We start from the raw sequence: 24,485 nt of genomic DNA, 5'->3' as shown, positions 1-24,485 counted from the left end.
GAGGGATTTGTATGGAAGTTCGCGTCGTCAACGTGCGCAAGGAGTTTGAGCTGTTTCCGGCGCTCCACGACGTGTCGCTCGACATCAAGTCGGGCGAGCTCATCGCGCTGCTTGGGCCGTCCGGTTCCGGCAAGACGACGCTGCTGCGGCTGATCGCCGGCCTGGAGCGGCCAACCAAGGGCGCCATCTTCTTCGGCGACGAGGACGCCTCGCAGAAGTCGATCCAGGAGCGCAATGTCGGCTTCGTCTTCCAGCACTACGCGCTGTTCCGTCACATGACGGTGGCCGACAATATCGGCTTCGGCCTGAAGGTCCGGCATGGCGCCGCGCGGCCATCGACGCAGGAAATCCGCCGCCGGGCGTCGGAATTGCTCGATCTAGTCCAGCTTTCAGGTCTCGAAAAGCGTTATCCGGCGCAGCTCTCCGGCGGCCAGCGCCAGCGCGTGGCGCTCGCCCGCGCCATGGCGATCGAGCCCAAGGTGCTTTTGCTTGATGAACCGTTCGGCGCACTCGACGCGCAGGTGCGCCGCGAGCTGCGCCGCTGGCTGCGCGAGATCCATGACCGCACCGGCCACACGACCGTCTTCGTCACGCACGACCAGGAAGAGGCGCTGGAGCTCGCCGACCGCGTCGTGGTCATGAGCCAGGGCCGCATCGAGCAGGTCGGCTCGGCCGACGAGATTTACGACACGCCGAACTCGCCCTTCGTCTACAGCTTCATTGGTGAATCAAGCTCGCTGCCGGTCAGGGTCGACAACGGCGAGATCTGGCTCGCCGACCGGCCGATCGGCTTGCCGGCGCCAAACGCTGCCTCCGGCGAGGCACTGCTCTATTTCCGTCCGCACGATGTAGAGCTGCTCGACGGCTGCAGCGGCTGCATCGCCGGCACGGTTGCCGCGAGCCGCCGCGTCGCCGGCACCAGACGGGTCGAGCTCGAGGTCGGCGGCGAGCGCCAGCGCGTCGAGATCGAGCTGCCTATCGACCATCCCGCGGCACAGAAGAGCCGCGTGGCCTTCAGGCCTGGGCGCTGGAAGCTTTTTCGGCAGAGCTGAGCGGGGCGCCCACGTCGCCGGAACGGCCCGTTACGCGCATGGTTGCGATCGGCACACGCAGTGTGCATTTGATGTCAGCCCCCTTGGACGCATCGACCGGAATTATGGCGGCTTCAATCGTGAGGACTAACAGGGGACACGCTTCGAACCGATAACGAATGCCTACGGAAGTCATCACACCGTTCGAATTTCAGGGCACATCAAAGACCTTTAAAGTGTTGGGTCATCCCGCAAGCACCGCGATCATGCCGACCTTGAAGCGGAAGACTGCGATCATCGTGCCAAGCGTCAGGATCAGGGAGGCGATTTTCACGGAGCTCAACCCAGGGGGCGTCCACAGCAAATCCAAAACCATGGATCTCGTGGAGCTGAGCGATCAGCACGTGCAACGCGAACCAGACTGCCAGATTGAGGACGACGCCGACAATTGCAGCAGTAATCGCTGACAATGCCGCCGACAGCGCCTTGTTGCTCCTGAGGCTCTCAATGAACGGCGCGCCGAGAAAGATCCGCAGGAAGCAGGGCACAAAGAGGTCACCCAGGTCGTCAGCAATCCGCCCAGCGTGCCCGCAAGCAGAGGACTCAGCGAACCCGAAGCGCGATACGCCTCCATGAGCGAGACGAACTGCGTAACCATGATCAAGGGGCCAGGAGTGGTCTCGGCCATGCCGAGGCAACGGTCTCCTTCGTGAGTGATCTCCCCTGGAAGCAACCAGGCCAACCTTACCTGGATTCTCGCGGCAGGTCGCTGCGCGACCGCGCTCAAGCTCCGCTAAGGCCCGGCTTCCGCTTTCCATGCCCCGGCAAGCGGGTCTCGCCCCATGCGGGCTATGATCGCTCTTGCGAGGCCGGCGCTGCGGCAAACCTGAAACGTCTAACAAGCCCTGCCGTTCCGTTCGGCCAGTAAAAGGCGGACAGGCAGCCAATCATTCTAGAGAGCGAGAGAAAGCGCAGGCCCGGTCGAACGGGCCTGAGTGGGAGAGAGAGGCTTTCCCCGGTCCGTTGACCGGAGAAAGCATCATGACCAGCAAAACCGCCAAGCGTTCCGCCAACACCCGGCGTCCCGACAAGGACGTCTATCAGCGCATCACCGACAAGATCGTGGAGCAACTCGAAAAGGGTGTGCGGCCCTGGCATCAGCCATGGGGCGCAAACGGCACGCCGACGCGCCCCTTGCGCCATAACGGCGTCCCCTATCGCGGCATCAATACCGTGCTTCTTTGGATGGAGGCTACCGCCAACGGCTACGCCTCGCCCTACTGGATGACTTATCGACAGGCCCAGGAACTCGGCGGCCAGGTCACAAAGGGCCAAACCTCCACCCTCGTCGTCTATGCCGGCGCAATCGAAAAGACCGAGGAAGCCGAAAACGGCGAGGAAATCGACCAGCGCATCCGTTTCCTCAAAGGCTACCCTGTCTTCAACTGCGACCAGATCGACAACCTGCCGGCGCAGTTCTGTCCCGCCGCGATCGAGCCTCGTTCGCCGATGGAGCGCTTCGACGCCGCCGATGCCTTCTTCGCCAATACCGGCGCGGAGATCCGCTTCGGCGGCAACAAGGCATTCTATAGTCCTGCCGGCGACTTCATCGCATGCCCCCTCTTCGAGGCGTTCGAATCCCCCGAATCGTTCGTGTCCGTAGTCGCGCACGAATTAGGTTTCGCCGCAAGTGTCCTTCCCGTTGCAGCGCAAGCAGGGAGGGCATAATCATGACCTCTCAGAAGCGCGCAGGCGTCTACGCTCAAGTCACCGAGGCGATCATCGCGGCGATTGAAGCCGGCGCTGGTGAGTTCGTTATGCCGTGGCACCATGATGGAACGGCGACGTCACGACCTACAAATATTGCCTCCGGAAAGCCGTACCGCGGTGTGAACACTCTCACGCTTTGGGCAGCAGCGCAAAGCGCGGGTTATCCCAGAGGCGTGTGGGGAACATATCGCCAATGGCAAGCCCTCGGTGCCCAGGTCCGCGGAGGCGAGCGATCAACGACGGTCGTCTTCTGGAGCCCGGTTCGCGGCAAGTCTGACGAAGGGAGTGAGGCCGACACCGACGGTTCGGAGCGCACCATGCTTTTTGCGCGTGGCTATTCGGTGTTCAACTGCGCTCAAGTTGACGGATATGAGCCTGAGCCAATTGTCGCCCGTTCAGGCAACGACCGCATCAGCGAAGCCGATACATTTTACGCCAATCTCGGGATCAATACCGTCTTCGGCGGCAGCGAGGCATATTACCTCCCCTCTGCCGACAGGGTGCATGTTCCGGTTATCGCCGACTTCAAGGACAGCGCGTCGCACTATAGCGTCCTTTTTCATGAAGGCCTTCATGCGACTGGAGCCAAGCACCGGCTCGACCGAGACCTTTCAGGTCGTTTCGGTTCTGAGGCCTATGCCATGGAGGAGGTCCTCGTGGATTTGGGGGCCGCGATGGTACTCGCTGACTTATCGATTGCGGCTCGCCCGAGGCCCGATCACGCGGCTTACATTGCCAGCTGGTTGAAGGTCCTTCGCAATGATTCTTCCGCCATCTTTGCAGCTGCGAGCAGGGCTCAGAAGGCCGTCGATTGGATGCACGCGCAGCAACCTTCGGCCGAACTCAGCGCCGCCGCGTAGCCGACGGCTCGGCGGCGGGCGCCATTGCAGCTCGCCGCTGTAGCGACGCCAATTGCCCCTCCGCCGTCCTTGCCCTGTGGAACAACGCAAGGTTTTGGCTTGCCAGACCACGCCTTTCTTCCGCATGACGTCTGGCATCGGCGCGCAAGAGGGCAATTTCGGCCTCCAGCTCGCGAAGCTTTCCGGCTAAATCCTTCGCAGGCCCGGGTCCCTGAGCGGCGGCCTCAATTTCATCGAGGATGTCCCGATGTGTCGTGTAGAGCGGGTTTCGACTTTTTCCCGCCTCACGTGCAACTGAAGCAGGGCTGATCCGGACGATCCGCCCCTGATGATCGGGATGGCGGCCCTCGCCCCGAACCAGCCGGGCCAGGGCCGCACGATAGGCCCGCGCCGCCGACATAGCGGAAGGGGAGCGTGGTTCAACCATCATGTTCTCCGATCCTGCTCAGGATAGTCTCGCACTGTTCGATCGCTTCTGTCAGAACAGCGGCCGTCATCGTGTTGGCCTTGGGAAGCAATTTCAGATTTCGGTCTCGACGGTCTCGCCAGTAAGGCGCATGGCGCGGCTCAATCACCATGTTCGCGCAACCCAGGCAGACGGCCGGGCTCCGGCCAGCCTCGCTGGGACCGACCTCGCCGCCGCAACGACTGGTCTCCCGCTGGAACACGCACCAACCATAGTCGCAGGCATGGATGCGCAGATCGGTATCGGTGAGAACGAACTCGATGTAATCCCGGCGTACCTGCTCACCCGCTCGTCCCCGGAACCGCGCGTTGTTCGCTGCGATTCGCTCGCCCATGCGACCGGCAAGTCGATCACTCAGCAGCATCCTTTCCAACGCCGTCGCCGTTTCAGCCCGGTTTTCGTGGTCGATCAGTTCGCGAAGATCGAAGTCGTTGCCGACGTACCCGCGCGCGGTCATGGCGACCGATGCATGCTTGAAGTGTTCGGCGAGGCCAAGAAGCTGCGACCTGTCCTTTCGGGCAATGAATCGCGCAAAGGTCTTCCGGAACTGGTGCGTGCTGAACGCCCAAGGCTCTCCCTCGTGCAGCGGCACCCCGACGTGGCGAGCAAAATCATTGATCCGCCAGCCGATATGCATCTGGGTGACGGGCACAATCTCGCCATACTGGGTATTCTTGACGAGGAAGAGCTCACGCCTTCCGGAGGCCGCGCGTAGGGGTGCACTCAATTGTTCGAGCAACTCCACTGCCTTTACCACCGGTTCTGGAGCAATCCAGCGTTCAACTCGCCCACCATGCTGGTCGACAGTCTTGAACAGCCTGGCCACGAGATAGGCTTGCGCAACTCCAGTCTCGCCGATCGGATGGTAATCGATGGCCCCGGTCTCCATCGAGAGGATTTCGCTCACGCGCATGCCGACGAAGCCGGCAATGACGATGTAGCAGGCTTCGACAAGATGATTAACCGCATGGCGGACCGCATAGGCTCCGAGCAGGCCTTCGCCCGCGGGACCTTTCAGGTTTGCACGTTGCAAGGCCTTACGAGCATGAGACGAGCGCTGGTTGATCCCTCCCAATGCCCACGCTTCGCGACGCAGTGTCTCCGCTCTCACGATTGTCGGACCATACTCCTCCACCCACTGAAGCGCGGTATTCAACAATGAGATCGCAATGGCGTCGGGAATGAATGGAATCGAGCCGCGCGTCGCTGGCGTCAAGCCTGCCGCTTCATAGGTGGTCTCTTGCGGCAGAGGGTCTACCAGCGGGGCATCATCGAGCTTGGCTCGCTGTCGATAGAGATCCTTGAGCACTACGATGTAGTTGACGATAGTGTTAGGACGTACAGACTTTGCCTTGTATCCCGGTCGCGCCAACAGCCAAGCGCGCAAGCGCTCTACCGCGGTCACATCGATGGCGCTGAACGTTTCCAGCCCATCGAAGGCCATCCACCGGATCATGATTCGTAGCGGGATGCTCTTGCTGTGCACGGAGCTCGGTGACAAACGTTTGCGACCGGTCGGTGGGTTGGTGACCATCGACCATAAGAACTGCTTTGCCGTCCGATGGAGGCTGCGCCATGCCGTTTCGCTGATGACAGCTCCCTCCGGCAACTCTACCGCCCAGCTTACTCTATTTTGGTCGGGCCGCCGGCCGGCGGTGCGGATGTCCAGCAACCACTCATCGTCGCCGAAGCGACTCCAAGGCGAGAGCGGCGCTTCAGCCCATCCGACCACGACAGGATTTCCGGCGGGATGCGTTTTCATTCAATCAGCGGCAAAGCTGGCGCCGTTTTCATGGACGCGACCAGGTGAAGCTCCGGCGAGAAGCGGGACAAGATGTCGTTCTCGAGGATTTCCAGTTTCGGCGCGTAGAGGAGCCGCCAGCGATCCGGCGCCAATGTCTGACGTGCTGCAACGAGCGCATCGCGCGTTGACAACAACCGCCCCAGGACGTCCGCGTCAAGCGGGATAACAGCATTCGGACAGGTGAAGCAGCCCAGCCAGGCCGTGCATAGGCGGCCACTTTTTTGACCCTCTCCAACACCGGAGAAGGGATCTTTGCAAATGAAGCCACCAGCCGTGGCATGACTGGCATCGATTGCCAAGGCATCAGATCTCTCATCATCAGCGCTGTTAGCACCGCGAACGAGATCGACGAACTGCGCCTGAAGACTGCCAACGATGCGTTGCTGAGCCCTTCGCACGATCGGTCGGTCGATATAGCGCTGCGTTGTATCCGGAGTGGCGTGGTTGGCCAACACTTGCGTTTTCAGGATGTCGTGCCCGAGTGCTTCATGCGCCAAAGTGAGGCCAGTTGCCCGCAAGGAGGCCAATGTCAAAGAGAGAGGCTGGCCGCTGTCGTCGGTAAGACCGTGCCGTTGCGCAAACAGACGCACGTGCTTGCTCATGAGATAGGGAGGTATCAGGCTGACGGTACGCGACCCATATACCGTCTCTACCACAAAGAGCCGCTCACGATCTTGCGCCGGCACATGTGCCAGCAACGGCGACGTCATCTGCAGAACCCTGTCGATGAGGTTGGGCACCGATAGGGTTTTGTCACGAAGGAAGCTTCGGCGTTGCACTCGATTGGAACGGCCTTTGGACCATCTGATGACCGAACGCCCGTCAAGAAGCAGATGCTCGCTCATGCAATCACGACGCAGCTCTCGCAACGCTTCGGGATTGGCATAGGTCTGCGCTCCGATGGCGATCATATAGGGGATGAGCGTTTCGGGCATCATATGAAGATGGCCGGTAAGTTTCGGGCTGCCGCCATGCCTGAGCGTCGCGAAGTGCAATCGCGAACGATTCGCGCCACGCTCCAGCATCACGCTCTGGCGCGGCACCAGCCCACCATACTGCTCAACGATGATCGCGAGCATCACGCCTAGATCGTCCAGATCGAGCCGTTTCAGATCGCGCTCCTGCGCAATATGCCGCCGGTCGACCATCGATAGAAGGCTTTGCCCCATACGGAAGGCGTCCCAACTCGCCTCGATGTCTTTTCTCGCGGCCGCCAACACAGCTTCTATTTCCGATCTGCTGAGCACCGCCCGTGGGGGCGTTTCCGCATTTTTGCGGGGGAAGGCATTGAACGGGATTTCGAGATCGGAAGCGACGAGATCGGGCCGGTTTCGCTTCAGCCAGCCAACCATCTGCTTGACGACGGACCATGCGGAATGGCGCGTACTTTTCGCCCAGGGTTTGGCGTCGAGAAAGGTGATAAAAGCACGCAGTACCGCAGTGTCGACGTCGCTCATCGATCCTATGCCTGGTTCGTGCGCATACAGGAACGCAAACCATTTACGCAGGGCGTGGAAGTCTCCGACGCGGGTTGCCGGGCTGTGGCCGGCATGATGATAGCGGAAGGCAAGTGCGATTTCGGCGGCGACTTGCGGCGCCCTTTTATGAACAGAGAAGTCGAAGCAATTTTCCGCCCGACCATCCGGATCAAGGAAGTTCACCACCAGAGAACCGGGCGCGCCAATGAGCGGTATGGGTGACCGATCGAGGCGATAATTCTTGCGCCGCCGTACCATCACAGAAGAGCCTCATAGAGTTCGTCGACAGTTGCCTCCACCAGGCTCAGGTCTGTCGCCAGAACGCGCAGATAGATCGCTGTGGTGGCGAGATCGGCATGCCCCAGGATTACCTGAAGCGTAAGAAGTGGGTTGAGATCTGGTTCGTCTTGTGCCCGCCGTTGGAGGAACCGCAGCATTGCGGTCGCATATGTATGGCGCAAGGCGTGGAAGCTTGTCGCCACACCTGCCGCTGCGGCCGAGGTGCTGAACATCGCGCCAATTCGGCGAGCGGTCATCGCGCCGCCAGCTTCCGTCAGGAAGACCGTATCGGGCTCAACAAAGCCGGCTTCTCGCAATTTGGCGCGCCGGACAGCGACCGCCCGTTCCTCGTGCAAGTATGCTATCGTCCGATCGACCAATGGCAGTGGCGGATAGACAGTGCGCGCTTTGCCACCCTTCGTCCTGTCGATTTTGATGGGTACCAAGGCATCCTCGCTGGACCGTGGAAGCGATCGCAGTCTTAATCCGGCCACTTCCATCCGGCGCATACCGGTTGTGACAGCCCACTCGACAATCAATCGGTCTCTGGTGCGCACGCGGCTCATCACTTGCCGCACTGCGGCGGGCGAGAGTGGTCGTGGCAGTGTCGGAGGCTGCCGAACCGTCAATTCGTTGACCAGCTGCCTTCCGCCAGTCGCATCAACGTGTGCCAGAAAGCCCTGGGGGCGGCTTCGAGATAGAGCCAGCTCATCTACCGTAAACGGTATGTGGCGAACAAGATTTGCACCGAGGCACCAGCGATAGAAGAGGGCCATTGTTCTGAGACGACCGTTGATCGTGCTGCGCGCGTATGCACGTCCAGTGTGTTCGCTTGGACGAGAGAGCATTCTATCCCGATAAGCGGCGATTTCGGCTAAGCCGATTTCGTCCCAAATCCATTCATTGGCCTCGAGCGTCTGCCACCAGTCATAAAGGGCTTCTCCATAGGTGCGCCAGGTCTGCCGACTGCGCGTTCGTCCCCGCACCAGAGCGATATGCAACAGCCAGGCACAAGCTGGTTCGACAAGCCGCATCTCGTGATCGAGCAGCATAGGAACGCCCGGGCACGGTGTGCCATTCGGCGCAAACTCATCAGTCGTGAACAGCAACTCGGCCAAGGGGTCTCCAATTCGTGCGACCCGCCGCTTCGCGGGGCAGGCCCTCGGGCCCGCCCCGCGAAGCGGAACAGCGTCTCAAGCGTAGAAAGTGTCCTGATTCCAGCTCAGGAAGATGACAGAAAGGACGCCCTGGAGATGGGTCCTAACACGAAGTGTCCCATTGGACAAAGCATCCAACACGCCTCGATCGCGATTTCGGCCGCAAGACATGGGGAGATGAAGGCTATGCGATCGAGGAGGTAGTGGCCGAAATTTCTGCATGTATGATCTGCGCGGACCTCGGCATCGAGGCCGAGCCGCGCGAGGATCACGCCGCCTATATCGCTAGCTGGCTAAAGGTCCTGAAGAACGATAAGCGCGCCATTTTCCAGGCCGCCGCGCATGCCGAACGCGCCGCCGCTTACCTGCACAGCTTGCAGCCCGGCGCCGCCTCAAAAGACGGCGCTCTGCTCGCAGCCGCCGCCTGACACCGCAATCAATCGCTTCAACCCGAACCCGACCATCGCGCCGGGCTTTCCACATATCTGGAGCAAACGATCATGCCATACATCACCCAGCATCGGCCCGCCGAACTGTTCATGGAACATGCAGGGGTCGAAATCTACCACGTCTACAAGGACAACGAATTCGACCAGGACGTTCGCACTCACTGGTTCGCCATCCATGATGACGGTGACGACGACGCCCGACATGCAGCAGACGGCGTATTCGACGTGCGCCGCCTTCCAACTCCCGCATCGCCGCCTCGACTTGACGGACATCCGCCCTTTGTCGGCGTCGACCACGGCCGCGAGGCCGGTTTCGCCAACTATGACGACTGGAAGCGCAGTCCCGAATATGCGCGCCGTCGCGCCCTGTGGGGTCTCTGGCACGCGTTCGGCCAAACCGCGGCGATCCAGAACACGATCCGGCATGCGATCGATATCGGCCTGATCACGGCGAACGCCGTGCTCATGGAGGGCGCCGACGCGAGCGGCAGCCCTTCCTGACGTCTCCTCTCCTGCCCTCTCCTCAATCGCGAAAGGCAACAAGCATGGCCAACCATGTCTGGACCCGCATCATCATCGGTGGCGATAGCCTCGTCTTGCCCATTTTAGCTAACTTCCCTAAAATGGGGTCAAGCCAAATTCAGGAGCGTGCATCATGCGCAGCTTTTCCCTCACCGATCTTAGCAACAAATCCGGCGAAGTTGTCGAAGCGGCCTACGTTGCGCCAGTCGACATCACCCGCCGCGGAAAAAGAAAGTTCGTCCTCATGACCGCAGAACAATATGATCGCCTCCGCCGAGCCGGCGATCCTCGTCGAGTCTATGGCGCCGGCGAAACCCCCGACGATCTGGCTGATGCATTCGCCGCCGATCTTGAGCGACTGGCGGCGGGGGAAGGCTATGAGGAATAATGCCGACCTGCTGAAACACGGCAACATCTTCTATTATGACTATGTCTTTAAATGGCAGCTCGAATTGGGCCGGAAGGACGGCGAGAAGCCTCGGCCGGTCTGTGTCCTCACGGTCCTCAAAAGTGCCAACGGCCTGACACATGTCGGCCTTCTAGCCGTCTCTGCGACTCCTCCCAAAGCCGACCAGGTTGCCATCGAACTTCCTCAGATCGAGTGCCGCCGCGGCGGGCTCAAGGAATGGAAAGGCGGGTGGATCATCGTCAGCGAATACAATTACGACATCGTGGAGCGATCCTATTCTCTCGATGTAAATCAGGATCCGATTGGCCGCTTCAGCAAGCAATTCATGCAACGCCTGGCCGACGAAGCATTGCCGCTTTTCCGTCAAGGCAGCGCCCGCATCGATCGCACCAAAGCGTAAGTCCAAACATGGCTGATAGGTCCATCTTCGCTCAGATCGATGAGATCAAGGAGGTGCTGGAACAGCGCCGCCGCGAGCATCTTCGTTCCCACGGACGCCATGAACGCGCTGCGGCCGAGCACGTCCTTCGCCTCGAATGTGTCCTGAAAACCCTGGAATGGGTTCGCGACAATCAGGACGAACTCAAAGCCTACGCGCGAAATCGCCGCCAGGAAGCAGAGCGCGGCTCCCCCAAATAGCCGCCCCTCCAATGTTACGCTCATAATATAAGAGGAAGCGACAGGGAAAGCCCGGGTGCCGGGCTTCCCAACGGGAGAGAGAGTTTCCCACCCGGCTCTTGAAAAAGGAGCCGCCCCGATGTCGTTACCCATCCTCCCTTCCATTCCTGACGATTCAGCGGCGACAAGCCGCCTTCTTGTGCTCGCATGTTCGGCAACAAAACTGCAGTAGCGAGACGGCTTCGTCTGGGGCGACTTCATTGCTCGCTCAAGCCGCAATCCCCCGGCCTGTCGGAAGCGAAGATCGACAAACTCCAACCAAGGACTGACTTAATGACCTATTCATGCTGTGACTTCACCGAAAGCATCCTTGAAATCCTGGGCATCCATGTGCCCGGCGAATTGTCGGACGACCCGGCTGAACAGGCCGAGGCAGCCGTGCACGCAATCCGTGCTCTCAAGCACGATCGAGCCAGGCTGATCGAGCTCGGCCATGAACCCGCCGACGGTAGCTACGAGTGGCCGCCGGTGGAGGAGGAGGAAGAAGAAGGGGCAAATTGTTCGCAGCCCCGGCCAGGTCGGGCTCTCGCCGCGTTGATAGGGAGTTCTGGAATGACCGTAAACCAAGGACCACCCCACCCTTTCGAGCCAGGTGACACCATCATCGACCAGGAAGGCGAGCATTCGGTGTTCGTGGATTATTCCGAAACCGGATATTTCGGCTTCCTCAAATATACCTACAACGGCAGGTTGGTGACCCACAAACTCCCGATAGCCGGCTTGAAAAAGGCTCCCGTCAGCGCGCGGAGATAGCTCCGACACTTAGTCTTGACCCGGGCGTCGGACGCACCGCTCGTATAGGAGGTGTTCCGACGCTTCGAGACCCAGGCCCATCTTGTCGACGGCGCCGTAGAATTCGGCGACGCCGCCCTCGACATGTGTCGAATACTGGATGACGCCCTCGGCCGGCTTCACCAGCCCCCAAAGCTTGGCCTTCCGCTCGATCACCGGCAACGCTCGCAGATCCTGTCCGTCCAGATACATCATGTCGAAGGCAACATAAGCTCAACATTCCAGCTCATGCGTGAATGCATCTGAAGTTTGCCGGCCGTCAGGCGCTTCGGTCGCATTCCCTTCGCAATGTCGCTCTTGTCGGCGGCCACCTCTATCGATGTCATGCGCGCCTTCCTCAAGGAATTCATCCGCGTGAATGCGGGGTCGCTGGAGCCTACCGCACCCTCCCTGCCCCGGCTTTCGCTGGCAAGAGCAGGATCTGAAACGCCCCATCCTGCATCCCGCGGTAAGAGGAAGAGGCAGGGGAGCCCGGGTGTCCGGGCTCCGAAAGAGGAGAGAGTTCTCCCGCCCGGCTCAACAGGAGCCATACCATGACCAACCCCATCATCGCCATGATACCGCTCAACAAGCTGTCCCGCAGCCAGCTCAATGTTCGCAAGACAACAGTCAGCGAAGAAGAGGACAATGAGCTCTATGCCAGCATCAAGGCCAACGGCATCAAGCAGAACCTGCTCGTCCACAAATCCGGCAAAGGTTACCATGTCCATGCCGGCGGTCGCCGTCTCACGATGCTCGAACGCCTGTCAGCTGAAGGTGAAATCCCTGCCGACAAGGATATTCCCTGCATCGTCGAAACCAAAAAGCAGGCGGAAGAAACCTCTCTCATTGAAAATTTCGTCCGGGCCGACATGCATCCGGCAGACGAATTCGAGGCTTTCAATGCCCTTGAGAAGAAGGGTTGGTCACGCGAGGAAATCGCCAACCGCTTCGGCGTCACGCTGAATTTCGTCGATCGCCGAATGAAGCTGGCACGCGTCTCCCCCCTCATTATCGAGGCCTTCCGTGCCAACAAGATGACACTAGAATGCATGCAAGCCTTCTCGATCACCGACGATCACGCTCGGCAGAACGAGGTCTGGGAAGAACTCGCCACCAACCCGTACGTTCCCTACCCGCAAAATATCAAATCGGCTCTGACGCGGCGCACCCACCACGGCAACTCCAAGCTTGGGCGCTTCGTCGGCGTAGACGCCTACCAGGCCGCCGGCGGCACAGTGCTGCGCGACCTCTTTTCCGATAATGACAGCGTTCATCTCGCCGACAGCGAGCTTCTTGAAAAACTTGCCCGCGAAAAGCTTCAAGTGACGGCTGACGATCTCGCCAAGGAGTGGAAATGGGTCACAGTCGAGCTCGAAGTCGCTTATGACGCTTTCCGCCGCTTCGGTCGCGTCTATCCCGAGCCGGTCGAACCAAGTGCGGCGATCGTCAACGAGGTCGAAGAACTGGAATCCCGTATCGAGGCATTTTCGAGCCAATACGACGAGGAAACCTGGACCGATGAGCAGCAGGCCGAGGAAGACGCAGCCGCCGAGCGCCTGGAGGAACTGCGCAAGATCATTGCCAATAGCGCGGTCTTCATGGATGAGCAAAAGGCCATTGCAGGTGTCGTCGTCACTGTCGACTATGACGGCGATCTGCGCATAGAAGCCGGTCTCGTGCGCCCCGAAGACCTTCTCGAAAAGAAGGCTGTGTCAGACAATGACGAGGGCGACACCGCCGCTCCCGACATTGAGATGCCGGTCTCGCGCCGCGGCGTCGCCAAAGACCCCGTGGCCGAAGCACGCAAAGAACAGGGCGTCTCCGCATTGCTCGCTAATGATCTGCGCGCAGCACGCCATCAGGTGCTGAAGGCGCACCTGGCGGCCGATTTCGCAACGGCCTTCGACGTCATGCTCTACTCCATGTGTTTGCGTGTTCTCACCGACAACACCTATCGGCCCACGCCGATCAACGTTGTGGTCTCGCAGGCGGAGACCTACCGGAGCCGTGACGCCATCAAGGATACGATTGCGCAACGCATGCTGCAGGCCACCGAGGAAGGTCTCAATGTCGAATGGGAGTCCCTGCCCAGTCCGCAGGACTTCCGGGCGATGTGCGCGCTGCCCGACAACGATAAGCAGGCGCTCTTTGCCTGGTGCGTCGCCCATGGCGTCATCCCGCAGCTCGCAACTGACACTTGCGCGCATCCCGTCATCGAGGTGATTGGCCAGCGCATGGCCGTCGACACAGCAGCTTGCTGGAGGCCGACGGCTGAAAACTACTGGAGCCGCGTCAAGAAAGACCATGCCATCAAGGTCGCACGCGAGCTGATCGATGACCGCTGGGCCGACGACAAGGCCAAGGACAAGAAGCCGATCATCGCCGCCAGCATGGAACAGGCCTTCAGCGAGGATCCACGCGCCGCGGCCGGCCTTACCGCACAGACGGCGCAAAAGACCTCGACCTGGTTGCCAGACGGCATGGCTTTCACCGGTTCCATTACCGAACAAGCTGCGGCGCCGGATTATTCGTCACAAGACTATGACGAAGATGACGATCGGATCCCCGAGGACAGCGAGGAAGGGGATGCGGGTCCCGATGATGGCGACGTTGATCCCGAAGCCGAGCTTCAGGACGACGAACAGGAAATCGATGAGGACGACGATATTCCCGCCTTCCTGAAAGACAACGCGGCCTGACCGCTTTCTCTCCAACCAGTCGACACGACGGCCCGGCTCACAACCGGGCCGTTTTCACATCAAGAGCTACGGAGCAATGTTATGCGACTGACTTTCCGCGCCGACAAAATACGCGAACTCCTCGCAGTCGCAGAATCCAGATGGCCTCTCGGCCTGCGACGCCGTTTCCGCGCCAAGGATCCCGCCGGGTTCTGGCTGGTCGGTGATCAGGGCGTCTATCTCATGCACAATGGCAAAGCGACCAAGCACAAGCAAATCGTCTATGCCCACGAGTGCAATCCCGAAACCATGCCTTTCGATCAATGGTGGGCCGCCAAGCGGGATTCCTTCGGCGATGACGACGGCCGCGAATTCATCGGTGCCTGTCTCGTGCGCGATGCGGTCGCCGCCGACAGCCCGCTGATCTTCGAATTCACCGAAACCACGATATCGGCTTTCATCGAAAAACGCGCGCATTGAGAGGCTTGCGATGAGCACGACCATGAAACGAGAATTCACTGTCGTCGAGAACGCCGGCTATATTGGCGAGGCCGATATCAGATCGTTCCCGTCATCGGACAAAGCCATCGCCTGGCGCGACCGGCACTATGAGCCCGACGAACTGGAATCGCTGCATGTCCAGATCGCCTGCGACCTGCCCGACGGATCGAGAACCTATGAATATTGAGATTGGAGACAAGATGAGCCGCCACACCCTCACTGTCAGCAAAAGGCAGAAGACTGATCCGGACGCCGTTATCGGCTACGACCCGCCCTTGCGCACCTTTTTTCTTCAAGCCTTTGCAGACCCCAATACCGAAATGCATGAGCTATGGCTCGGAACGGCCCTTGAAGAATATCCATCGCTGGAAAGCATCGTCAGCGCTGCACGAACGCGCGGCTATGATCTTACCAACCTCTCCCGCGAGGCCATCGTTGCCATGATCAAGGAATCGAGCACGCCGACGCCTCCAAGCATTGGCGAGCAACTCGGCATCGTCCGATAGGTTAATCGCGCCATTCGTGAACCTCAAAGGGCCGCCCTTCTGATCAAAGGGTGGCCCTTTTTTTGCCCGTGACGGGTTCTGCAGACCGCGTGAAAGGCACGCGGCCGCCCGTCACGGAGCTCGCCCCGATGACTGACTATACACCTATATCGAAAAAGCTTTGGCCACCCAAGGCGGTCACCTATCGATTGGCCGCGGTGGCTTCTCCCTCCACTACGGCCATGGTTGGCTCAGCGGCTACGACTGCGAAACCATCAAGGCCGAAGCAATCGCTGCAGGCCTGCCCGTCTACGACAGCCGCAAGCTCGACTTCGGCGTTGTCGCGAAGCTGGCATGTATCGGCCCTATGATCGCCGTCGGCCGCGCCCCCGATCCGCAGCCTTGGAACAGCCTCTCCTTCGTTAGCGTAAAGCCTCATTGTTAACGCCCCCGGCGCAGACGCCAAGGCAATCTCCGCGGCTGTTGAGGGCGCGCTCGCCAAACAGGCCGCCGCGCATCGCAGCACAATTCAACCGAGCCTTCGGACTAGGCACCATGCAAGAACTGAAATCAGTGATCTTGTCAGACATGCCGGGCGGCGAGATGCCTATTCTCGCACCGACCATCCTCGGTAAACCCTACCCACTTACGGCGGACTTCGCGCATCGCCTCGGCGTTTCGAAGCGCGCCCGCAACCTCGATACAGGGTTGCGGTATCGCGATGTGCCGAATGGTGGCATCTTCGCCGGCATCCTTCGGGTGAGCAAGGCCACGCTTGCCCGCTCGCGGGTGCTCGGGAGCGGCCTCGGCTACGTCAAGAAACAGGGCCGTATCCTCTACCGCGCCGAGACGGTGGAAAAGTTCGTGACCTCCAAAGAGCGCACCAAGACGCGCGGGGTATAGTCGATGAGAGGTAAGCTCAAAGGTGCAGCTGAAAACGATGCATTGGGGCGGCGCGCTAGGCAATTGCGGAAGCGGTGGCCGGCCGGCGCGGCCAAGGCTGCGAAGCGCCCCTATGCCCGGCGATGAGGCGTAACGCTCACGCCGAAGCTATCACAAGGATCACTAATCGATGGCAATGCTGAAAAATCCAATCGAACCGGCCGCCGACGAAGAAACGGTCGGCTGGTCAGTTGAGGTATGCATCGACAACCGATCGGTGACATGGAAGCGCGCTGATGGGTGCGGGATCCTTTTCAACGCGCGTGGATTTTCGAGAGACTCTTACAAGAAGCTGCCATGGGTCTCTAAGCCTTATGCCTTCTGGACACCCGATGAGGGCTCGGTTTGCTCAACCGGCGGTCGCCAGCGCACCTTTGCCTCTTTTTCCGCCGCTGTCGCTGCGTTGCATAAGCATCTCAGCCGGCGGTCGCCGAGCTGATTGGAGTGACATCAGCGGATTTAAGCGAGATCACAGCCCGCGCCGCCAATTCGTCCAAGGCGGATACTGGCAGCGGCATTAAGGGCGGCTTTGAGGTCGTTGTTGACACGCATGACATTGGCGCGAGCAAGTGTGTCAGGCAAAAGCGCAACCGGCAAAGCGTCAAGCAACACTTTCACGACGGTAACGGGGGTTCGATTCCCCTTGGACGTACCAGACTTTTCAATACTTAGCTAAATGACCGCGCCGATTTGTGAGAATCTGTGAAATAAGCAGGGTTAGACGCAGCTGGAATCAAGCGTCTCAAACGCGCTCGATAACGCCATTAACACTACATTGAGAGCAAACGTTTTATCATTCGGAAGTTGGAATGGTGGGGCCTCGCGATGAAGGTAATAGGCGGCGATTGGAAGAACGGCAGCGCTGTGTCATATAGCCGTGGCGTGCTGAAAATTCAGAAATCCACATTCTCCGTTGAAGCAATGCTACTTATGGAGATCGAGCGCACGGCTCTCATCACCGAAGAGAACAGGGCAAACTTTGGAAAGACCATGGGATGGGGCCTTGCCGGTGCCTTGGTCCTAGGGCCAGTCGGGGCCATTTTGGGCGGAATGGCGGCGCGGGGGAAGGAACAGGCGTTAGCGGTTCTGTTCAAAGACGGCCGAAAGCTACTGCTATCTGGTAGCGCAAAGGAACTGATGGAAATTTCGGCGGCAGGGTTTCAATTCCCAGGCGATGCGGCCTCTGAGCGCGCTCAATCAGGGGAACTGGCTCCGAAGGCTGACATTCCTCCCGTGTCAGAGGTTTGGGAAAACAAGATCGAAGCCTATCGAAGCACGCCGCCGCCCGCCGCCCATCACCCACAGACAGGCGCATCACGACCGCACGGTGGCGGACAGCCAACATTCGGGAAAAGGCCGAACCGATAAAGTCAGAGCCCTCTGAAAGCCGTCCTTGGCCTTTTTCGCCGCTTGAATGGCGTTCCTAATTTTCGTCAACACGATGCCTGGGGAACATCGCGCCAACCGCAAACACGGCTTCATCGAAAGCTCGACTGTTGATCGCAATCCCCTTTTCAAGAACCTTCCTCCGCGTGACGAGATCGCCCGCAAATTTCAACGCGATCTGATTTCGCAGCGTAGTTTGTAGGCATCTTCGCGGCTCAATTTCCGAAAACCAAATTCGCGTCGAGTATCGCGTAAGCCTCGCCGGTGTCACCCTCGCAATCCTGCATTTGGCACTGCCGGACCCCGTCTCGAACTGACAGTTCCTCATGCGATCGAGCGTATGGCTTTTGACTGCCTCGAGGAAACCTCCGATCCTGCGCATTCGATTCTGTCGGTTCCAACACACTGATTTTGATGTCGCCAATCAGGTGCTCGTGGTCACCAAGCGATCTCGGACGATGCTTTCTTCTCACTCCAGGGAGGCCTCCAATGCCTGAGATTATCGAAACAACCGTCTTGCGCCTCAGCGAACTCTCCGACGCAGCCAAGGACGAGGCACGCGCCTGCATCCGTCCCAAAGCCCGATCCATTCCTTTAATGAATGGAAGAACCCGCCCGAAGCCCCGCATCTGGTTCTCCGGCTTCTGGAGCCGGGGGGACGGCGCATGTTTCGAAGCGTATTCCTAAGCCAAGGGGAGCAGGCAAAAAATCCGCGGCCATGCCCCGCTGGACGAAACGCTGCATCGGATCGCCGACAGGTTGCAGCAGGCGCAGACCCGTAATTTCTACCAACTGACCGCCGAAACGACTCATCGGGGCCACTGCTACCACCAATTTTGCATGTCCGTTTCCGTCGAACGCGACAGCCCGAGCTACCAGGAGATCGCTGGCGAAAGCGACGATGTGGTGATCGAGGCGCTGCGGGATCTGCCGCGCTGGCTCTACTGCCAGCTCGAGCAGGAATATGACGGCCGCACGTCCAATGAGGCCGTCGACGAGACGATCATGGCCAACGGCTATACCTTCACCGAGATCGGCCGCCGTTTCGGCTAGGCTTTCCAGAAAAGAGTGAGAGGCAGGCCGGGAAGGGCAAGCCTTCCCGCGGCCAAAGAGAGCCGCCGGGGAGACTTTCCTTGAAACCCGGAGGCCTTCATGAACATGCCCGTCAGCCCTAGCGGCGCTCTTTCCCATGCCCCTCGTCCCGCCGCCGTCTCGCTCATGGAGGCGGCGCGCTCTCTCCTTCACTTGCTCGAAACCGGAAAATCGATTTCGACGGTCATGCTGCGCCACGCCGTCGAATCCGCGTATGGCGACACAGATGCCAATGGCGCATGGGTCTGGAAGGATGCCTATGAAGCGCTCGAATGCGCTCAAATCCTGTTCATGCTCAAATATGGTCCCCGCATTCGCCGGCAGGCGGCCGATCCGGCCGCAGAACTGGCGATGATCGAGCGGATCTCCGCGCTCGTACCAACACAGACCCGTCGTTCCGAAGAATCGCAGCGCTTGCAGCAATTCTCAACGCCACTGCCGCTCGCTTTCGTTGCTGCCCATGCGGGCGGTATTTGCGCTGACGATACTTTGCTCGAACCATCCGCCGGCACCGGTATGATGGCTTGCTACGCCCGCATCGCCGGTGCCGATCTCCTGCTCAACGAGCTCGCCGCCGATCGCGCACAGCTCCTCGGCGACCTTTTCGGCACAACGGTCACACGCCACGATGCTGCCACCATCCACGATCGTCTGGATGCCGCCCTTTTACCCTCAATCGTGCTGATGAACCCGCCATTCTCGGTCGCACCGAATGTCGAAGGCCGGTTCCGCGCCGCGACCATGCAGCATGTCCGCTCTGCGCTGGCTCGCCTCGCACCTGGCGGTCGTCTTGTTATGATCTCGGGCTCGAATTTTGCTCCCGGCTCCAGCCAGTCGGGCGACTTCTTTCGCTCGATCGAAGACCGTGCTGCTATACGCTTCAGCTCCGCGATTTCGGGTCGGGTCTATGCCAGCCACGGCACCAGTTTCGAAACCCGTCTCACCGTAATCGACAAGGAGACCGGTTCCGTAACGGCTCCTGCGCTGCACGCGCAGGCGGCCGCCTCATGCGCCGAGCTTCTCGCGCGCGTCATCGTCGGTGTGCCCGCACGCAACAGGGTCACCTCCCCCGCCATCTCTCTCAATACTGCAAAGCCGGCGCACAGCATCATGGCCTTGCGCGACAAGGCGCGTGCACAGGCCCGCGCCGATGCAGCAGAAGCGACGCGGCACCCGCTCGACAAAGCCGATTTCGCTGAAATCGACTATGAGCCCCGCACGGAAAACGCCGAAACCTCGGCGCAGCCCGCCAGCCTGTACGAGCCCTATCGCGTCCAGGCCATCAACATCATCGGCGCTTTCGCGCATCCGACCGCTCTCGTTCAATCGGCCGCAATGGCGTCGATCGCGCCACCCCTCCCCTCCTATCGGCCGACCTTGCCGAACTCCCTCATTTCGACCGGGGCGCTTTCCGATGCGCAGATCGAAAGCGTGATCTATGCCGGCGAGGCGCACAATGGGCATCTGTCCGGCACTTACACGGTCAATGACACCTATGACCAGCTGACGGCCGCGCCCGAAGATGCCGAAAAATCCTTCAGGCTACGTCGTGGCTGGTATCTCGGTGACGGAACCGGTTGCGGCAAGGGCCGACAGGTCGCTGGCGTCATCATGGACAATTTTCTCAAAGGCCGTCGCAGGGCCGTGTGGGTCTCGAAATCCGAGACCTTGCTCTCAGATTCTGTGCGAGACTGGACCGCACTTGGCGGTGCGGCTTCCGACGTCGTGCCGCTCGCCCGTTTCCGCCAGGGGGCGCCCATCAAGCTGGAGCAGGGCATCCTGTTCGTCACCTACGCCACATTGCGCACAGCCGAGAGACAGGATGGCGATGGCAAGCTGAAGGCAAGCCGTCTCCAGCAACTGATCGACTGGCTGGGCCAAGATTTTGACGGCGTCATCGCCTTCGACGAGGCCCACGCCATGGCCAATGCTGCCGGAGACAAAGGCGAGCGCGGCGAAAAGAAGCCTTCAGAACAGGGGCTCGCCGGTCTTCGCCTGCAAAATGCAGTCCCTGACGCGCGCATCCTCTATGTTTCGGCCACCGGCGCGACGACTGTCGCCAATCTCGCTTATGCCAGCCGTCTCGGCCTGTGGGCCACAGGCGACTTCCCCTTCGCTTCGCGTGCCGATTTCGTCGGCGCCATGGAATCTGGCGGTATCGCCGCAATGGAAGTGATCTCGCGCGATTTGAAGGCCCTCGGCCTCTACATGGCGCGTTCGATCTCGTTCCAAGGTGTCGAATACGAAATGCTCGTCCACGAGCTCACCGATGCACAACGCGCCATCTACGATGAGTACGCGGTCGGGTACCAGGTGATTCATGCAAATCTCGAACAGGCGCTTTTGGCCTCCGGCATCACTTCGGAGGAAGGGACTCTCAACGGGCAGGCGAAGTCGGCGGCGCGCAGTTGTTTCGAGAGCACCAAGCAGCGTTTCTTTAGCCATCTAATTACGGCCATGAAATGCCCTTCGCTGATCAAGGCCATCGAAGGCGACATCGCCGCCGGTCATTCCGCTGTCATCCAGATCGTCTCGACGAGCGAAGCCCTGCTTGATCGGCGTCTTGCTGAAATCCCCGCGTCGGAATGGAACGACCTTTCATGCGACACATCACCTAGGGAATACATTGTCTCCTACCTCCAGCACGCGTTCCCGACACAGCTGTTCGAGCCGTACACCGACGAGGACGGCAATCTGCGTTCAAGGCCGGCGCGTGACGCAGCCGGAAACCCGATCCAGTGCCGTGAGGCCCTTGAGCGGCGCGACCGCATGATCGAGCATCTTTGCGCTCTTCCCCCTGTCCACGGAGCGCTCGACCAGGTGCTTTGGCATTTCGGGAAAGACCGGGTTGCCGAGGTGACCGGCCGCTCTCGACGCATTGTTCGTACGTCGGATGGACGGCTTTGCGTTGAACGCCGCCCGGGTTCCTCAAACCTCAGTGATGCGCATGCTTACATGAATGACGACAAACGCGTGCTGATCTTTTCCGACGCCGGTGGCACGGGTCGTTCCTATCATGCCGACCTCACGGTCAAAAATCAGCGTCTGCGCGTACACTATCTCCTTGAACCCGGCTGGCGTGCCGATAATGCCATCCAAGGACTCGGTCGCACGCATCGCACCAATCAGGCACAACCGCCGCTGTTCCGGCCATGCGCCACGAACGTCAAGGGCGAAAAGCGCTTCCTTTCGACGATTGCCCGTCGGCTCGATACCCTTGGTGCGATCACCAAGGGGCAGCGCCAGACTGGTGGCCAAGGTATGTTCCGCCCCGAGGACAATCTGGAAAGCCCATACGCGCGCGTAGCGCTGCGCCAGTTCTTTTCCAATCTTGTCCGCGGCAAGGTCGATGCCTGCTCTCTCACTCAATTCGTCGACATGACGGGCCTTAACATTACCGATTCTGCCGGTTCGCTGCTCGACCAGTTGCCGCCGATCTCGCAATTCCTCAATCGCTGTCTGGCACTCACCATCGACATGCAGAACGCCATCTTCGAGACGTTCGAAATGTTGCTGGAGAAGATCGTCGATGACGCGCTGCGCGCAGGCACGCTCGATATCGGCCTCGAAACGCTCACGGCAGAGCGCTTCGATGTCATCGAACGCCGCATCATCCATGAGCATGCCGCCAGCGGCGCGAGGACGCTGGCCCTGACCATCGATGAGACGACGCGCAACAAGCCGCTCTCGCTCGAGATGGTCTGCCAGATCGCGGCATCAGATCGTTCGGCAAGTTTGCTGGTCAATGCAAAGTCCGGTCGCGCCGCGTTGATGCAATCGGCCCCGAGTGTAATGGATGAGGACGGCGCGCCCGTCCGACGCGTGCAGCTCACCCGGCCGATGCACCGCGAGAAGCTTTTCGAGGCGGAACTTGGACTAACCCATTGGAAGGCGGCTACAGATGCCGAATTCGAGCAGGCCTGGTCCGACGAGGTGTCGCAGGTGCCGGAGTTTTCGACGCGTCGCCTGACCTTGATCTCTGGCCTTCTGCTGCCGATCTGGAACAAGCTTCCAAGTGACAACTGCCGAGTCTATCGGCTCGAAACCAACGACGGTGAACGCGTACTCGGCCGCCTCGTGACGACAGACCAGCTTTCAACCGTCTATCGCGCCCTTGGTATCGACGCTGCTGTGGACATGACGGCCGCCGAAATGCTCGAAGCGGTCATGGAACGCGGCGCAAGCGTCGATGTTTCCGGCGGTCTCACCCTGAAACGCTCTCGTGTCATGGGTGAGCCCCGCCTTGAAATCGTCGGCCATTCTGCGTCCGACCTGCCGGCGTTGAAGGCACTCGGTTGCTTCACCGAAATCATTTCATGGTCCACGCGGCTTTTCGTGCCGGCCAACAATCTGGACGTGCTCGACCGATTGCTTGAGCGCCACCGGATGATCGCTCATTCGGAGGCAGCGTGATGAACAACGCCTCCGAGATCTCAAGAGCCCTTGCCGAACAGGCGGAAGCGTTTTGCCGTTCATGGCTCCCTGCCGGTCGAAAAGTCGGCAATTACTGGATCGTCGGCAACAAGCACGGCGATCCCGGGAGAAGCCTGGCCGTGCGTCTGAAACAATCGGCCGGACGCAAACCCGGAAAATGGGTGGATCACGCTAGCGCAGAGCATGGCGATCTGCTCGACATCATCGCGGAGCAATTGCCCTCCCCAACATGGCAAGCCGTCTTCTCCGAGGCTCGTCGTTTTCTCGGCCAGCCTGGCCTGCGGTCCATTCAAAACACCGTCGAGCAAAACGGCGGCACCACGAACCCGGACCGTTCGGCCACCGCTCGACGATTGCTCGCCATCGGGCGGCCCATCCAGGCCACGCTCGCGGAGCGCTATTTGCGCAATCGCGGCATCACCCGTTTCGGGCCGGCGCTTCGTTACCATCACGGCGTCTATTTCCGCGACGAAACCGGCCAGCGGCGCCAACTCCCCGCTCTGCTTGCCGCGATTACCGACAATGCGGGCAACGTCACCGGTTGCAATCGAACATGGCTGGACCCTTCACGATCGTGCGTCGCGTCGATCACGGAGCCCAAGCGCGTGATCGGCAACCTGGCCGGAAACGCGGTGCGGTTTCAACACGGTTCCGGTTCCGACGATCTTATTGCCGGGGAAGGCTTGGAGACGGTGCTTTCCATCGGCACCGTATTTCCATTCTTGGACCTCGCTGCCTGTTTGACGGCAAACCATCTCGGGCAGTTCATTCCGCCGCAACATATCAAACGTCTCTGGATAGCCCGTGATAATGATGACGCCGGCGCATCGGCCGCGCAGCTGCTGCGTCAGCGCGCCGAAGAACTTGGGATCGCTGTTTTCGACCTGACGCCGGTGCGCAACGACTTCAACGATGATCTTCGCGAGGATGGTGACATCGCTCTTCGCGCCCGGCTGCAGAGCGATATCGAGAAAGCCCGTGAGGTTGAACAGGCGAAGACCTGAAACAGGAGCAGCGCAGCAAGAACCGCTCGGCCAAGACCTGTGGGGCTCGCACGACCCGGATGAGTTCGCGATATACCCTCCGGGTCGGGCGCAGTGGCGCCCTCGACCACCCCGCAACGCCGTCACCTGAAAAAATTCCCCGCCGGCCGAGCCGGCTCCTCGCGCAACAATTTTTTCCGTGACCGCGCCCTTCGCTGCGCTGCGGCCCTTCGGGTGCGTGCCGGTCTCCGCAGGGTTGATATCGCCTCATCCCGGGCCGAGCAGGCCACAAGTCAAGAGGACCGAA

Annotated in this window: 25 protein-coding genes and 2 pseudogenes; 19 read left to right on the top strand and 8 right to left on the bottom strand. The window is 60.2% G+C overall.

The features are described 5' to 3' along the window. The first annotated feature begins 11 nt into the window (after positions 1-11). Positions 12-1,052, top strand: a complete 1,041-nt coding sequence (locus tag EJ071_RS37315) for a sulfate/molybdate ABC transporter ATP-binding protein (RefSeq protein WP_126102297.1) — start codon at positions 12-14, stop codon at positions 1,050-1,052. Positions 1,053-1,275: 223 nt separating this feature from the next. Here EJ071_RS37315 and EJ071_RS37310 read toward each other — a convergent pair. Next, positions 1,276-1,767: pseudogene (locus tag EJ071_RS37310) on the bottom strand (chromate transporter); the annotation flags it as partial. A 305-nt stretch (positions 1,768-2,072) separates the two neighbouring features. On the opposite strand from EJ071_RS37310, the gene EJ071_RS37305 reads away from it, so the two are divergent. Both EJ071_RS37305 and EJ071_RS37300 read left to right on the top strand, forming a co-directional pair. Next, positions 2,073-2,759 (top strand): ArdC-like ssDNA-binding domain-containing protein, encoded by a 687-nt coding sequence (locus EJ071_RS37305; protein ID WP_126102296.1) that lies wholly within the window; start codon positions 2,073-2,075, stop codon positions 2,757-2,759. A gap of 2 nt (positions 2,760-2,761) precedes the next feature. Continuing rightward, a complete protein-coding gene (locus EJ071_RS37300) occupies positions 2,762-3,661 on the top strand; it encodes a zincin-like metallopeptidase domain-containing protein (RefSeq protein ID WP_126102295.1) in 900 nt (299 codons plus the stop codon). Here EJ071_RS37300 and EJ071_RS37295 read toward each other — a convergent pair. From EJ071_RS37295 to EJ071_RS37280, 4 genes are read right to left on the bottom strand one after another with little or no spacing between them, the layout of a single operon-like run. Continuing rightward, positions 3,645-4,091: a hypothetical protein gene (locus EJ071_RS37295; RefSeq protein WP_126102294.1), complete on the bottom strand. Its 447-nt coding sequence runs from the start codon at positions 4,089-4,091 to the stop codon at positions 3,645-3,647. The two genes, EJ071_RS37300 and EJ071_RS37295, sit on opposite strands and share 17 nt — an antisense overlap. Then, positions 4,081-5,889, bottom strand: coding sequence for a hypothetical protein (locus EJ071_RS37290; RefSeq protein WP_126102293.1), 1,809 nt, complete (start codon positions 5,887-5,889; stop codon positions 4,081-4,083). The genes EJ071_RS37295 and EJ071_RS37290 overlap by 11 nt, the downstream gene beginning before the upstream one ends. Continuing rightward, entirely contained in the window at positions 5,886-7,667 is a 1,782-nt protein-coding gene (locus EJ071_RS37285) for a site-specific integrase (RefSeq protein WP_245460391.1), read from the bottom strand. Before EJ071_RS37285 ends, EJ071_RS37290 begins: the two co-directional genes overlap by 4 nt. Then, positions 7,667-8,806 (bottom strand): tyrosine-type recombinase/integrase, encoded by a 1,140-nt coding sequence (locus EJ071_RS37280; protein ID WP_126102292.1) that lies wholly within the window; start codon positions 8,804-8,806, stop codon positions 7,667-7,669. Before EJ071_RS37280 ends, EJ071_RS37285 begins: the two co-directional genes overlap by 1 nt. Before the next feature lie 152 nt (positions 8,807-8,958). Between EJ071_RS37280 and EJ071_RS37275 the strand changes: the two genes are divergently transcribed. The 4 genes from EJ071_RS37275 (at position 8,959) to EJ071_RS37260 (ending at position 10,625) form a co-directional block, all read left to right on the top strand. Then, entirely contained in the window at positions 8,959-9,273 is a 315-nt protein-coding gene (locus EJ071_RS37275; protein ID WP_189521369.1) for a zincin-like metallopeptidase domain-containing protein, read from the top strand. A gap of 72 nt (positions 9,274-9,345) precedes the next feature. Continuing rightward, on the top strand, positions 9,346-9,795 hold the full coding sequence (locus EJ071_RS37270) for a hypothetical protein (protein ID WP_126102291.1): 450 nt from the start codon (positions 9,346-9,348) through the stop codon (positions 9,793-9,795). A 154-nt stretch (positions 9,796-9,949) separates the two neighbouring features. Beyond that, a complete protein-coding gene (locus tag EJ071_RS37265) occupies positions 9,950-10,204 on the top strand; it encodes a type II toxin-antitoxin system prevent-host-death family antitoxin (protein ID WP_126102290.1) in 255 nt (84 codons plus the stop codon). Beyond that, on the top strand, positions 10,194-10,625 hold the full coding sequence (locus EJ071_RS37260; protein ID WP_126102289.1) for a hypothetical protein: 432 nt from the start codon (positions 10,194-10,196) through the stop codon (positions 10,623-10,625). The genes EJ071_RS37265 and EJ071_RS37260 overlap by 11 nt, the downstream gene beginning before the upstream one ends. Here the strand turns inward: EJ071_RS37260 and EJ071_RS37255 are convergent. Then, positions 10,589-10,996, bottom strand: a complete 408-nt coding sequence (locus EJ071_RS37255; RefSeq protein WP_126102288.1) for a hypothetical protein — start codon at positions 10,994-10,996, stop codon at positions 10,589-10,591. The two genes, EJ071_RS37260 and EJ071_RS37255, sit on opposite strands and share 37 nt — an antisense overlap. Before the next feature lie 54 nt (positions 10,997-11,050). On the opposite strand from EJ071_RS37255, the gene EJ071_RS38940 reads away from it, so the two are divergent. After that, complete coding sequence (locus EJ071_RS38940) at positions 11,051-11,656, top strand: hypothetical protein (RefSeq protein ID WP_189521368.1); 606 nt, start codon at positions 11,051-11,053, stop codon at positions 11,654-11,656. A 9-nt stretch (positions 11,657-11,665) separates the two neighbouring features. Here EJ071_RS38940 and EJ071_RS37245 read toward each other — a convergent pair whose 3' ends face one another. Both EJ071_RS37245 and EJ071_RS40175 read right to left on the bottom strand, forming a co-directional pair. Then, positions 11,666-11,890, bottom strand: coding sequence for a hypothetical protein (locus EJ071_RS37245; protein ID WP_189521367.1), 225 nt, complete (start codon positions 11,888-11,890; stop codon positions 11,666-11,668). Then, the gene (locus EJ071_RS40175) at positions 11,887-12,021 is read right to left on the bottom strand and encodes a hypothetical protein (RefSeq protein WP_281058890.1); all 135 of its coding nucleotides are present in this window, start codon (positions 12,019-12,021) and stop codon (positions 11,887-11,889) included. Before EJ071_RS40175 ends, EJ071_RS37245 begins: the two co-directional genes overlap by 4 nt. Positions 12,022-12,228: 207 nt before the next feature. On the opposite strand from EJ071_RS40175, the gene EJ071_RS37240 reads away from it, so the two are divergent. From EJ071_RS37240 to EJ071_RS37190, 11 genes and pseudogenes are all read left to right on the top strand, one after another. Next, positions 12,229-14,376 carry a ParB/RepB/Spo0J family partition protein gene (locus tag EJ071_RS37240; RefSeq protein ID WP_126102286.1) on the top strand — a complete coding sequence of 716 codons (2,148 nt, stop codon included), beginning with the start codon at positions 12,229-12,231 and terminating at the stop codon, positions 14,374-14,376. 81 nt (positions 14,377-14,457) lie between these two features. Then, positions 14,458-14,835: a DUF3085 domain-containing protein gene (locus EJ071_RS40315; RefSeq protein WP_126102285.1), complete on the top strand. Its 378-nt coding sequence runs from the start codon at positions 14,458-14,460 to the stop codon at positions 14,833-14,835. Between the two features lie 22 nt (positions 14,836-14,857). After that, a complete protein-coding gene (locus EJ071_RS37230) occupies positions 14,858-15,043 on the top strand; it encodes a hypothetical protein (RefSeq protein WP_126102284.1) in 186 nt (61 codons plus the stop codon). A gap of 13 nt (positions 15,044-15,056) precedes the next feature. Next, on the top strand, positions 15,057-15,362 hold the full coding sequence (locus EJ071_RS37225; RefSeq protein ID WP_126102283.1) for a hypothetical protein: 306 nt from the start codon (positions 15,057-15,059) through the stop codon (positions 15,360-15,362). Positions 15,363-15,522: 160 nt separating this feature from the next. Then, complete coding sequence (locus tag EJ071_RS37220) at positions 15,523-15,786, top strand: hypothetical protein (RefSeq protein WP_126102282.1); 264 nt, start codon at positions 15,523-15,525, stop codon at positions 15,784-15,786. 110 nt (positions 15,787-15,896) lie between these two features. After that, positions 15,897-16,244, top strand: a complete 348-nt coding sequence (locus EJ071_RS37215) for a hypothetical protein (RefSeq protein WP_126102281.1) — start codon at positions 15,897-15,899, stop codon at positions 16,242-16,244. A gap of 169 nt (positions 16,245-16,413) precedes the next feature. Then, the gene (locus tag EJ071_RS37210) at positions 16,414-16,722 is read left to right on the top strand and encodes a hypothetical protein (RefSeq protein ID WP_126102280.1); all 309 of its coding nucleotides are present in this window, start codon (positions 16,414-16,416) and stop codon (positions 16,720-16,722) included. Positions 16,723-17,108: 386 nt separating this feature from the next. After that, a complete protein-coding gene (locus EJ071_RS37205; RefSeq protein ID WP_126102279.1) occupies positions 17,109-17,651 on the top strand; it encodes a hypothetical protein in 543 nt (180 codons plus the stop codon). Between the two features lie 507 nt (positions 17,652-18,158). Further along, positions 18,159-18,722, top strand: a pseudogene (locus tag EJ071_RS37200) (antitoxin of toxin-antitoxin stability system). A gap of 99 nt (positions 18,723-18,821) precedes the next feature. Beyond that, positions 18,822-23,174, top strand: coding sequence for a strawberry notch-like NTP hydrolase domain-containing protein (locus EJ071_RS37195; protein ID WP_210211901.1), 4,353 nt, complete (start codon positions 18,822-18,824; stop codon positions 23,172-23,174). Next, a complete protein-coding gene (locus tag EJ071_RS37190; RefSeq protein WP_126102278.1) occupies positions 23,174-24,199 on the top strand; it encodes a toprim domain-containing protein in 1,026 nt (341 codons plus the stop codon). The genes EJ071_RS37195 and EJ071_RS37190 overlap by 1 nt, the downstream gene beginning before the upstream one ends. The last annotated feature ends 286 nt before the right edge of the window (positions 24,200-24,485 follow it).

The organism is Mesorhizobium sp. M1B.F.Ca.ET.045.04.1.1, from assembly GCF_003952465.1.
Classification (GTDB): domain Bacteria; phylum Pseudomonadota; class Alphaproteobacteria; order Rhizobiales; family Rhizobiaceae; genus Mesorhizobium; species Mesorhizobium shonense.
This window is presented reverse-complemented; position numbering and strand designations above follow the sequence as displayed.

Excerpts from the sequence above, each read along its gene's own strand:
- EJ071_RS37240 (WP_126102286.1), top strand. The coding sequence starts at position 12,229 with ATGACCAACCCCATCATCGCCATGATACCGCTCAACAAGCTGTCCCGC.
- EJ071_RS37205 (WP_126102279.1), top strand. The coding sequence starts at position 17,109 with ATGAAGGTAATAGGCGGCGATTGGAAGAACGGCAGCGCTGTGTCATAT.
- EJ071_RS37195 (WP_210211901.1), top strand. The coding sequence starts at position 18,822 with ATGAACATGCCCGTCAGCCCTAGCGGCGCTCTTTCCCATGCCCCTCGT.
- EJ071_RS37290 (WP_126102293.1), bottom strand. The coding sequence starts at position 5,889 with ATGAAAACGCATCCCGCCGGAAATCCTGTCGTGGTCGGATGGGCTGAA.
- EJ071_RS37215 (WP_126102281.1), top strand. The coding sequence starts at position 15,897 with ATGCAAGAACTGAAATCAGTGATCTTGTCAGACATGCCGGGCGGCGAG.
- EJ071_RS38940 (WP_189521368.1), top strand. The coding sequence starts at position 11,051 with ATGTTCGGCAACAAAACTGCAGTAGCGAGACGGCTTCGTCTGGGGCGA.
- EJ071_RS37315 (WP_126102297.1), top strand. The coding sequence starts at position 12 with ATGGAAGTTCGCGTCGTCAACGTGCGCAAGGAGTTTGAGCTGTTTCCG.
- EJ071_RS37305 (WP_126102296.1), top strand. The coding sequence starts at position 2,073 with ATGACCAGCAAAACCGCCAAGCGTTCCGCCAACACCCGGCGTCCCGAC.
- EJ071_RS37265 (WP_126102290.1), top strand. The coding sequence starts at position 9,950 with ATGCGCAGCTTTTCCCTCACCGATCTTAGCAACAAATCCGGCGAAGTT.
- EJ071_RS37245 (WP_189521367.1), bottom strand. The coding sequence starts at position 11,890 with ATGATGTATCTGGACGGACAGGATCTGCGAGCGTTGCCGGTGATCGAG.
- EJ071_RS37190 (WP_126102278.1), top strand. The coding sequence starts at position 23,174 with ATGAACAACGCCTCCGAGATCTCAAGAGCCCTTGCCGAACAGGCGGAA.
- EJ071_RS37210 (WP_126102280.1), top strand. The coding sequence starts at position 16,414 with ATGGCAATGCTGAAAAATCCAATCGAACCGGCCGCCGACGAAGAAACG.
- EJ071_RS37285 (WP_245460391.1), bottom strand. The coding sequence starts at position 7,667 with ATGGTACGGCGGCGCAAGAATTATCGCCTCGATCGGTCACCCATACCG.
- EJ071_RS40315 (WP_126102285.1), top strand. The coding sequence starts at position 14,458 with ATGCGACTGACTTTCCGCGCCGACAAAATACGCGAACTCCTCGCAGTC.
- EJ071_RS40175 (WP_281058890.1), bottom strand. The coding sequence starts at position 12,021 with ATGACATCGATAGAGGTGGCCGCCGACAAGAGCGACATTGCGAAGGGA.
- EJ071_RS37270 (WP_126102291.1), top strand. The coding sequence starts at position 9,346 with ATGCCATACATCACCCAGCATCGGCCCGCCGAACTGTTCATGGAACAT.
- EJ071_RS37260 (WP_126102289.1), top strand. The coding sequence starts at position 10,194 with ATGAGGAATAATGCCGACCTGCTGAAACACGGCAACATCTTCTATTAT.
- EJ071_RS37295 (WP_126102294.1), bottom strand. The coding sequence starts at position 4,091 with ATGATGGTTGAACCACGCTCCCCTTCCGCTATGTCGGCGGCGCGGGCC.
- EJ071_RS37255 (WP_126102288.1), bottom strand. The coding sequence starts at position 10,996 with ATGGGTAACGACATCGGGGCGGCTCCTTTTTCAAGAGCCGGGTGGGAA.
- EJ071_RS37300 (WP_126102295.1), top strand. The coding sequence starts at position 2,762 with ATGACCTCTCAGAAGCGCGCAGGCGTCTACGCTCAAGTCACCGAGGCG.
- EJ071_RS37225 (WP_126102283.1), top strand. The coding sequence starts at position 15,057 with ATGAGCCGCCACACCCTCACTGTCAGCAAAAGGCAGAAGACTGATCCG.
- EJ071_RS37230 (WP_126102284.1), top strand. The coding sequence starts at position 14,858 with ATGAAACGAGAATTCACTGTCGTCGAGAACGCCGGCTATATTGGCGAG.